The sequence below is a fragment of the Endozoicomonas sp. SESOKO2 genome (assembly GCF_024606245.1).
Lineage (GTDB): Bacteria > Pseudomonadota > Gammaproteobacteria > Pseudomonadales > Endozoicomonadaceae > Endozoicomonas_A.
Genome location: NZ_JAHHPQ010000786.1, coordinates 1 through 9,017 on the forward strand (window position 1 = coordinate 1; position 9,017 = coordinate 9,017).

General features: G+C 48.2%; 9 protein-coding genes. 6 read left to right on the top strand and 3 right to left on the bottom strand.

Annotated features, from left to right (window positions below; all coding sequences use genetic code 11):
• Window positions 1–930 (bottom strand): hypothetical protein (locus KDK17_RS18695; RefSeq protein WP_257288778.1); only part of this gene is annotated, 930 nt, incomplete at its 3' end.
• A gap of 227 nt (window positions 931–1,157) precedes the next feature.
• Window positions 1,158–1,571, bottom strand: a complete 414-nt coding sequence (locus KDK17_RS18700; RefSeq protein ID WP_257288779.1) for a hypothetical protein — start codon at window positions 1,569–1,571, stop codon at window positions 1,158–1,160.
• A gap of 357 nt (window positions 1,572–1,928) precedes the next feature.
• Here KDK17_RS18700 and KDK17_RS18705 point away from each other — a divergent pair, with 357 nt between their 5' ends.
• A complete protein-coding gene (locus KDK17_RS18705) occupies window positions 1,929–3,599 on the top strand; it encodes an F-box protein (protein ID WP_257280601.1) in 1,671 nt (556 codons plus the stop codon).
• A 543-nt stretch (window positions 3,600–4,142) separates the two neighbouring features.
• The gene (locus KDK17_RS18710; protein ID WP_257288780.1) at window positions 4,143–5,831 is read left to right on the top strand and encodes a SufS family cysteine desulfurase; all 1,689 of its coding nucleotides are present in this window, start codon (window positions 4,143–4,145) and stop codon (window positions 5,829–5,831) included.
• Here the strand turns inward: KDK17_RS18710 and KDK17_RS18715 are convergent.
• Window positions 5,803–6,726: a bile acid:sodium symporter family protein gene (locus KDK17_RS18715; RefSeq protein ID WP_257288781.1), complete on the bottom strand. Its 924-nt coding sequence runs from the start codon at window positions 6,724–6,726 to the stop codon at window positions 5,803–5,805. The genes KDK17_RS18710 and KDK17_RS18715 overlap by 29 nt on opposite strands.
• A 273-nt stretch (window positions 6,727–6,999) precedes the next feature.
• Between KDK17_RS18715 and flgB the strand changes: the two genes are divergently transcribed.
• The 4 genes from flgB to KDK17_RS18735 form a co-directional block, all read left to right on the top strand.
• Window positions 7,000–7,386, top strand: coding sequence for a flagellar basal body rod protein FlgB (flgB, locus tag KDK17_RS18720; RefSeq protein ID WP_257288782.1), 387 nt, complete (start codon window positions 7,000–7,002; stop codon window positions 7,384–7,386).
• Complete coding sequence (gene flgC / locus KDK17_RS18725; protein ID WP_257288783.1) at window positions 7,387–7,806, top strand: flagellar basal body rod protein FlgC; 420 nt, start codon at window positions 7,387–7,389, stop codon at window positions 7,804–7,806.
• Between the two features lie 11 nt (window positions 7,807–7,817).
• On the top strand, window positions 7,818–8,459 hold the full coding sequence (locus KDK17_RS18730) for a flagellar hook assembly protein FlgD (protein WP_257280604.1): 642 nt from the start codon (window positions 7,818–7,820) through the stop codon (window positions 8,457–8,459).
• Window positions 8,460–8,480: 21 nt separating this feature from the next.
• On the top strand, window positions 8,481–9,017 hold a 537-nt coding region (locus KDK17_RS18735), incomplete at its 3' end, for a flagellar hook-basal body complex protein (RefSeq protein WP_257288784.1).

Consider the following 9,017-nt stretch of genomic DNA (forward strand, 5'->3'; position numbering starts at 1 on the left):
AAAAGAAGGAGGGCGCTTGAACTCTTGCTCGCCATTGACATGGGTAGTGTCGTTCCAGGTGGGCGTATCAGCAAGCCAGGCGTTCACTGCGATGACCTGCTGATCAAGATATTCATTGCTGCCGAGGTTGAAGAACTTGCTGAACTCAAATTCCCAGGTCGTCCAGTCTGTACGGCTTTCGCTACCCCAGTCTCTGGTGTAGGTGAAGGTTGTCCGACTGCCTCGGGACGGCAGCTGACTGGCGTTACGATTGTCGTAATCCAGAATCAACTTGATGCCAGCTGCCTTGTCTGCGGAATCTGTTGAGTAGTCATCCAGTTCCTGACTTTTGTAGAAAGGCTGAACCTCGAAAGAGCTGATGCCGGATGTCAGAGGGTTCCAGACTTGACCCGAAGCGGCATTGCCCAAAGCATCCTGTTTCAGGCTGGACATCGCACCGTCTCGACCTTCTGCAATGGGCAAAATGTATTTGAAACGGGCCGTGTAGCTTTGTTCAATACTGCCTGTGGTAATGAAGTTGTCCTTACTCGAGTCATTACTGCCGGGTTGCTCTCCGGAAAAGTGAGGGTTGCCGGGCAAGTAATAACTGGATCGTGTGTAGTCTCCATAAAGAGCATTCACACTCACCAGCATCTGATCAAGATCAGGAATGGTGAGATTATAAAGACCGGCATAGACCATCGCGGAACCATTGCTGGAGGCGATGGCGGTTCCGAACAGAGAGGCTTGTGGTTGTCCAACGCCCTTGATAACTCCGGCACCACCCAGAGCGGTGCCCCAGTCTTCAGAACTGAACAGGAAGGGTACGCCGGCAAAATCGTAGTCCTCACCTGCAGGCTCCGCAGCAAACGCGCCTTGAAGTCCTGCAGCCAGGAGTAGGGAGGCTCCAACAAATTTTAGTTTTTGTTCGCGATATGGATTTATGCGCATTGTCTGTTCAGTAGATTCTTAAAGTAATGCGCTATTTTCTAATTGGTTCGATTGTTCTGGAATAAGAGGTTATTCCTATTGACCTGCCGAACTTTTTATCATGCAGTCGGTGGGTTCTCAGTCAGTGAAAATTAATCTGAGTCGAAAGTGACTTATGTGATGTTCTGGTTAACCTGTTGTCTGATTTTATTGTCTCCACATTGAAGTGATTCAATTTGCCAGAGTTCTCAGCGAGACTGACCACTATAACTGGCCCAGACTTTAAAATGGTAGACATCGTCGGCATCAATGGTTAATAACCGATCAGGGTCATAGATGTCCACCAAAGTTGGGTCTTCACCGGCGTCCTTTAACCATTTAAATTGGGCAAGCTTGTCAGGATGTTGATTACTTTTCACCTCGAACAGCTGGACAGACGGATCTACGTCGCAGAAACCCGCACCCTGGAGGTAATAAATATTCATGGTCTGTCCGCTCCCCGGGAGCGTTTGCAGAGTCCATGGCGAGACATGGTCGATGCATAATCTTGGAAATCCTGTAGTCACTGTGAAGCTATCGGCACCGGCTCCCTGCAAGAATTCTATCTGTGCCAGACCAACGGAGAATACGTTCAGAGAGCACATCGATAATAAAATCGTCAAAAACGCCAGCCTGAAAGTTGGATTTGCATTCTGCCTCGACATGATCAAATCTCCTACTGCATTAATGCAGCATTTATTCTAGCCCGAATATTTCATAAACACTGCTACAGTCCGAATGGTTGATGTTTTTTTGAACAAACGTAGCAGATATTGCCGTATTTGGTTTAAACAGGCTGTACTGTTGAGCACCGTGGGGCAGGCTGGCTGGCTGTTTCCCGGATCAGGGTGCTTCTTTCTCTTAACTCCACTGACCTCATTGTTTTGAACTTCCATTATAAAATCGACTCAAACAGATCGAATCAATTTCGAATGCCCTTTCCAGGCGGGGGTAAGTACTGACTTTGGAGCTTAAAAAAAATGGACCTGATAAACAGCAATGCCAGCATTGAAAATTCACTCTGGCCAACACCTGAGCAAATTCAGCCGGAGCAAGCACCATCGGGTTTCAGCGCAGGCAGGGAAGTGACTGTCTATGAGAAAAGTCAAAGTTTATTCCTGGATTTGCCCGAATTAACACAGCGCATGATTATTCGCTATCTGGGCTTTCGTGAGATTACCCGTTTAAAAAAGGTCTGCAAACATCTTCGCGATCTTGTTGAAAACGATAAAGCTCAGGAAAGAGCTTGGTATCGCCAGATTCCTTCGCCGTACCCATTTCAACTAGAGTCCATCCTCAGGGCAAAAGACGAGCAACAACTCCGTCATTGGTTGAAGCCGTTTGCGGATAGGGGCGCTGTCGAGTCACTCATAGAACAACAAAAGAGTCTTTATTTTCCTGCTCAGTTACTGTTCATCAACAGTAAACTGATGTCTCAATGTGAGAAGTTCAAGTTAGTGGATAAAGCCGAAATCCGCCATGTAAACCAAGTCAAGACAGCCTCCTTCAGCCCCGATGGCCGCCATCTGGTGACCGCCAGTCACGATGACCGCCATCTGTTGAACGGCAGCCATAAAATCTATGTTCAGAAAGACGATGGATCATGGGAACCAAAAGTCGCCATTTCCCATGATCGTAGTGTCCTCTTTGCCAACGTCAGCCGTGATGGCCGTCATCTGGTGATCGGCAATGTCGATAGAACGGCAAGAATCTATGGTCTGGAAGACGATGGAACATCGAAAATAACAGCCACCATTACCCACACTTGCAAGATCAATACAGCCACCTTCAGCGCCGATGGCCGTCATCTGGTCACCGCCAGTAACGATAAAACAGCGAAAATCTATGGTCTGGAGGAGGATGGATCATGGGAAATAAAAAACACCATTACCCATACTATCCCGGTCCTTTCAGCCACCTTCAGTGCTGATAGCCGTCATGCGGTGACCACCGGAAGTGATGAAGTGAAAATCCTTAGCCAGGGGGACGATGGATCATGGGAAGTAGAGGACACTATTCATCAAAGATGGATCATTTCGGCCAAGCTCAGCCCCAATGGCCGTCATCTGGTGATCATCGGTGATGATACAATTCAAAAAATTTATGTTCAGGGGGCTGCTGGATCATGGGTAGAAAAAAACACCCGTGTATACGGTACCCCCGCCTCTGCCAAATTCAGTGCCGACAGCTGCCACCTGGCGACCGTCGGCTGGGATGGCCAAGTGATAATCTTTAGCCTGCAAGACGATGGATCATGGCAGGAAATAGCCACAAGTGAGCATGACCTGGTTGTTGTCTCAGCCACATTCAGCGCCGATAGCCGCCATCTGGTGACCGCCAGTTATGATAGTACGGCGAAAATCTTTAACCTGCAGGACGATGGATCATGGCAAGAAATAGCCACAATTGTTCATGACGATGGTGTCCGCTCAGCCACATTCAGCACCGATGGCCTCCATGTTGTGACCGCCAGTAATGACGGCACGGCGAAAATCAGTGGCCTGCAAGCGGGTGGATCATGGCGGGTAAAAGCCATCATTCAACATAATGATGCAGTTACCTCAGCCGACTTCAGCGCCGATAGCCGACATGTGGTGACCGTCGATGAAGATTACAAGTTGAGAATCACTGAATTATGGAAGAACGATTAATGATCGAATATTTTCCCGGATCAGGGCTCCTCTTTTTCTTACTGGAATGGTCAGTATAAGATTGATGTCGTTTGTCCCGGATTGCCTTAATGAGCCGGGGAATGAGCTCAGTACAGATGGCCATTTCATGAAGCAGTAAAGCACCAAAATCGAAGGACAACTCCCTTCAGTTAAAATCAGCTCTGACAGTTTTACCATTAACGGGGTGAAAACGAAGAGCTTCTTGTGTATGTTTCGCCATAGCAGGTTCCGGTTTGCTTCTTCCGAAGCTTTCTTTTGGTCGACCCAATCATATCAGGTGATTGGGAGGAACCTGCTCTTATTTATGAAATATTCGGGCTGGGAGGCTGTCGTTTGTTCGGGTACAAATCCTTGATAATAGAAACGAGCAACCATCAGATAGATAGCATCCCGTTTCTTGAGAGTTTGCAGGTTTAGCATCGAAACTGCTCCGGACTTTAATATTGTCACTATCAATATCGTCAATCGATAATAATCCGTATTAATCAATACAGTGCCCGAATCGAATCAGGATAGGCTCACATGAACCTGAAAAAGCAGTTTCCCATTCTGGAGCAGAACGTCCACGGTCATCCTTTGGTGTATTTAGATAATGCTGCCACTACCCAGAAGCCTTTCCCGGTCATTGAAGCCATCAATCGCTTTTATCGGGAAGCCAATGCCAATGTACATCGTGCGTCACACTACCTGAGTGCTCGCTCAACCCACGCATTTGAGGAAGCAAGGGAGGAGGTCAAGCATTTCCTGAATGCCGCCAGTTCAGATGAAATTATCTGGACTCGGGGAGCGACAGAAGCTCTGAATCTGGTCGCTCAAAGTTGGGGAAGAAGTCAGTTGCAGCCGGGTGATGAAATTCTGCTTTCGGCCATGGAGCATCATGCCAATATTGTGCCCTGGCAACTGGTAGCCGAACAAACGGGAGCCGTGATCAAAGTTATTAATATCACAGAGCAGGGGGAGCTTGACCTCAACAGTTTTCGTGCACAGTTGACGGATAGGACCAGGATTCTTGGCATTACCCATGTCTCCAATGCGATTGGAACAGTGAATCCGGTTGAAACGCTTATACCTGAAGCTAAAGCCGTGGGCGCACTGGTGTTAGTGGATGGCGCTCAGGCGGTGGCGCACTGCAGTGTTGATGTACAGAAACTGAACTGCGACTTCTATGTTTTTTCCGGCCATAAAGTGTTTGGCCCGACGGGTATCGGTGTTTTATACGGTCGAAAAGCTTTGCTGGAAGCCATGCCGCCCTGGCAGGCCGGGGGAGAAATGATTCGGCAGGTCAGTTTCAGTGGCACCTCGTTTAACAAATTACCGTTCAAGTTCGAAGCCGGTACTCCCAATGTTTCGGGCGTGATCGGACTTAGGGAAGCTATCCGGTTTTTGAGGTCGCTGGATATGGAAGAGGTTGCCCAGCATGAAGACAGGTTGAGAAAAACAGCTGAAGAAGGTCTGAGAAATATTCCGGGAGTCACCCTGGTGGGGGAAACCAGACATAAAGTCTCTGTTGTCTCGTTTGTGGTCGAAGAGTTTCACAATCAGGATATTGGTCTTTTGCTGGATCAACAGGGTATAGCCGTAAGGACCGGCCATCATTGCACCATGCCGTTGATGGAGCATCTGGGATTGGCAGGAACCATCAGAGCTTCTTTTTCCGTCTATAACACGCTCGAAGATGTGGAGGCGTTTCTGAAAGCGCTCATCCGTATTGTGAAAGGCGAGTTTAATTCTGTTCATGAGAGTAAAGAGGTTAAGGGTGATTCAGCCTTCTTCAATCAGCTTGAAGGTGAACATGCTGCTGAGTTCACAAAAGACCAGATTTTCCAGACCATCACTACTTCCCGGAGCTGGCAGGACAAATACCTGCATATTATGTTGCTTGGTAAGAAACTGCCCTCTTTGCCAGAAGCCATGAAAACGGAAGAGTCACGACTCCATGGTTGTGAAAGTACTGTCTGGCTGCACCACTTTTATGATGAGCAGACCATGAACATTTACTTTGCTGTGGACTCCGATGCCAGAGTGATAAGAGGACTGATCGCTATTGTGCTCTCCGTTTTTAACGGTTGCACACCAAAAGACATTAGTCGTTTTGATATGGATGGTTGGTTTGCCAGACTGGATCTTTATAACCATCTGAGTCCCTCACGGGGTAATGGGCTCAGGGCGATTATAAACGAGATCAGGTCTCTTGCTCACCGGTTTGAGTAACGTTATCTCTCTTTGCCCACCAGGTAGCAAGAACAGAGCCTGTGATGTTATGCCAGATGCTAAAGAAGGTGGCTGGCAGGGCTGCGGCAGGCGTAAAGAATTTAGTAGCCAATACTACCGCCAGGCCGGAGTTCTGCATACCGACTTCAATGGCGACAGTCTTGCAGGTTTTCCGGTCAAAGCCTGATAGATGCGCTACCAGATAACCCAGACTCAGACCTGTGCCATTGTGCAGTGCCACTGCCAGAATGGTGATGAGTCCAATTTCTGGAAGCTCTTGAGCGTTAGACGCCACTACGACGGCAATGACCAGAAGAATAGTCGCCATGGAACAGAGTGGAAACAGGGGGTTCAGTTTTTGCACGAAACCATGGCAGAAATGGTTGACCAGAATCCCCAGCGCCACCGGAAAAACAACCACCTTGGCCAGACTCCACATCATTGCCAGTGGTTCCACTTCAATATATTGGTGGGCAAGAAGACTGATTAACAAGGGGGTAGCGAAAGCGCCTGTCAGGGTTGATAAAGCTGTCATGGAAATGGACAGGGCAACATCGCCTTTTGCCAGATAACACAGTACGTTTGAAGCGGTTCCTCCGGCAACACTGCCCGCCAGAATCATGCCTATTGTCAGATCCACAGGAAGACTCAGAAGTTGTGCAATCAATAACCCGGCAAAAGGCATGATCCCAAATTGCAGCATCACCCCTGTATAGAGCGCGGGTAAACGATCTTTGATCCGGGCAAAGTCGTTCACTGATAAGGTCAGTCCCATAAACAACATGATCAGGCTGAGTCCGTGACTAATCAGGTAGCCCAGATGATCAAAACTCTCGGGGAAGGAATAAGCCAGAGCTGAAAAGATAACAGCCCATAGAGGAAACAGTCGTGTCATTGTATTTAAAAGCATGAAGGTTTTTTGCACTCCAATTATTAATCGCTAGTTACTAAAGATTTTCCCGGGTCGCTAGATAAATCTTAAGTCAACGTGAACTTGGGTGACAGACCACTGAGAGATATAAGAGTGGCAAAGCGAGCATTGACACAGGCAATCTGTTTTTGCTGTGCAAGCTGCTTAATTCAGCAATGAATAAATAGCAATGAATAAAAGCAGGGTTGTCGTCGATTAGGAGTAAATCAATAACGATAAAGCAGGAGCTTAACTCCTATGGCCATCAGCTTTGAGTCTGCGTTGGGTGTTCATCCCCAGGCGCTGGCGTTTCGTGGAACCCGTGCAGAAATTATTGCCGGCAACCTGGCAAACGTTGATACACCGGGATTTAAGGCCCGGGATGTAGAGTTCCAGGCCATCCTGAAGCACCAGCTTTCCGGAGACGCCATCACCGACGGCAGGCATCTGGAAATGTCGCCCAGTGCTGAACACAGTTCATTGATGTATCGCGTTCCATTCCAGCAAAGTACTGATGGCAATTCGGTTGAATTGGGGGTTGAGCAGGCTTCCTTCTCACAGAATGCTATGGACTTTCAAACCAGCCTTATTTTTCTCCGTAAAAAGCTGGGCTCCCTTGAGCAGGCTATTAAGGGAGGTCTATAAATGTCTTTGAACAACCTCTATGAAATATCCGGTTCGGCATTGAATGCCCAGATGGTTCGCCTGAATACCATTGCCAGTAACCTCGCTAACATCTCCAGTGCAGGCAGTTCGCCTGAAGAAGCTTACCGCCCTCTAAAACCTGTTTTTTCTGTGATGTATCAGCAGGCTGTTGGAGAGAATAAAGGATCTGCACAGGTGCAAGTTGATGGTGTTTTGGAAATGCCACCCAGCGCAAAAAATAAACGATACGAGCCCGATAACCCTCTGGCTGATCAGGAGGGTTATGTTTTCTATCCGGATATCAATGTGATGCAGGAAATGGCTGACATGCTGTCGGCCACTCGCAGCTACCAGAGCAGTATGGAAGTGATGGTTAGCGCCAAGAAATTACAGCAACGATTGCTGTCGCTTGGTGAGTAAAAAGGAGCACTATGACGGGCATTAATCCGGTTTCATCAGGCAGCGGCGCTAACCCTGTGAACAATGACAGCCGAACGCTACAGGTCAACCAGGACCAATTTATTGAACTGTTCATCGCACAATTGAACAACCAGGATCCCCTGGCGCCGATGGACACAAACCAGATGCTGACCCAGCTTTCCCAAATATCCTCTGTTGAAAGCCTCAACTCGATTGACGATCGCATTGGTGGTTTGACCAGTTCACTTCAGCAGTCCCAGTCTTTGGGGGCAGCTGGACTGGTAGGGAAAGAAGTATGGGTTGAGTCCAACAGTTTGTCGGTAGAAGAGGCAGGTCAGTTCAGCGGAAGGACTGAGTTGCAGGTCAATGCTTCGGACGTCCTTATTCGGGTTTATACGCCGGATGGTAGCCTGGTTCAGTCCAAATCACTGGGTCAACAGTCTGCAGGTATCGTTCCATTCACTCTCGATGATCTTGTTCCCGGGCAATACACAGTCACGGCAACCGGAGTCAACGGTAATGAAGCATACAGCGGTACGCTGTCTATGAAATCTACGGTGTCTGGTATCAATATGACCAATGCCGGAGCTGAATTAAGGCTTGAGGGCATGGGATCTGTGCCACTGTCTTCTATCTCGATCATTGGCAACTGAGACTATCAGGGAGGGTGAGGAATGTCGTTCAGAATTGGGTTGACCGGATTAAATGCTGCACAGCAGGATCTGGAAATTGTCAGTAATAATATTGCCAACAGTAATACCATTGGCTTTAAAGGGTCCCGCGCAGAGTTTTCTGATGTTTATGCCTCTTCGATAGGAGGCGGTAATGGTCAGGTGGCAGGTGTTGAGGTGGCCTCTATCAGCCAGCAGTTCTCCCAGGGCAATATCACTTCCACAGAAAATGCTCTTGATATGGCGGTTAATGGTCAGGGTTTTTTCGTAGTTAATGACAATGGCCAAATGAATTACACCCGTGCAGGCTTCTTTCAGTTAGATGCCAACAATAACGTGGTGAATAATAAGGGCCTCAGGCTTCAGGGGTATTCAGCGGATGCATCGGGCAACGTACTGGCTGGTACCCAGACCGACCTGAAAATCAACCAGACCTCTATACCCGCTCAGGCTACTACCGATGTGGTGACGCTGGCTAATCTGGATGCCATCACTGCCCTTGACCGCAAACCAGCCACTGCCACTGATCGCAACATCCAT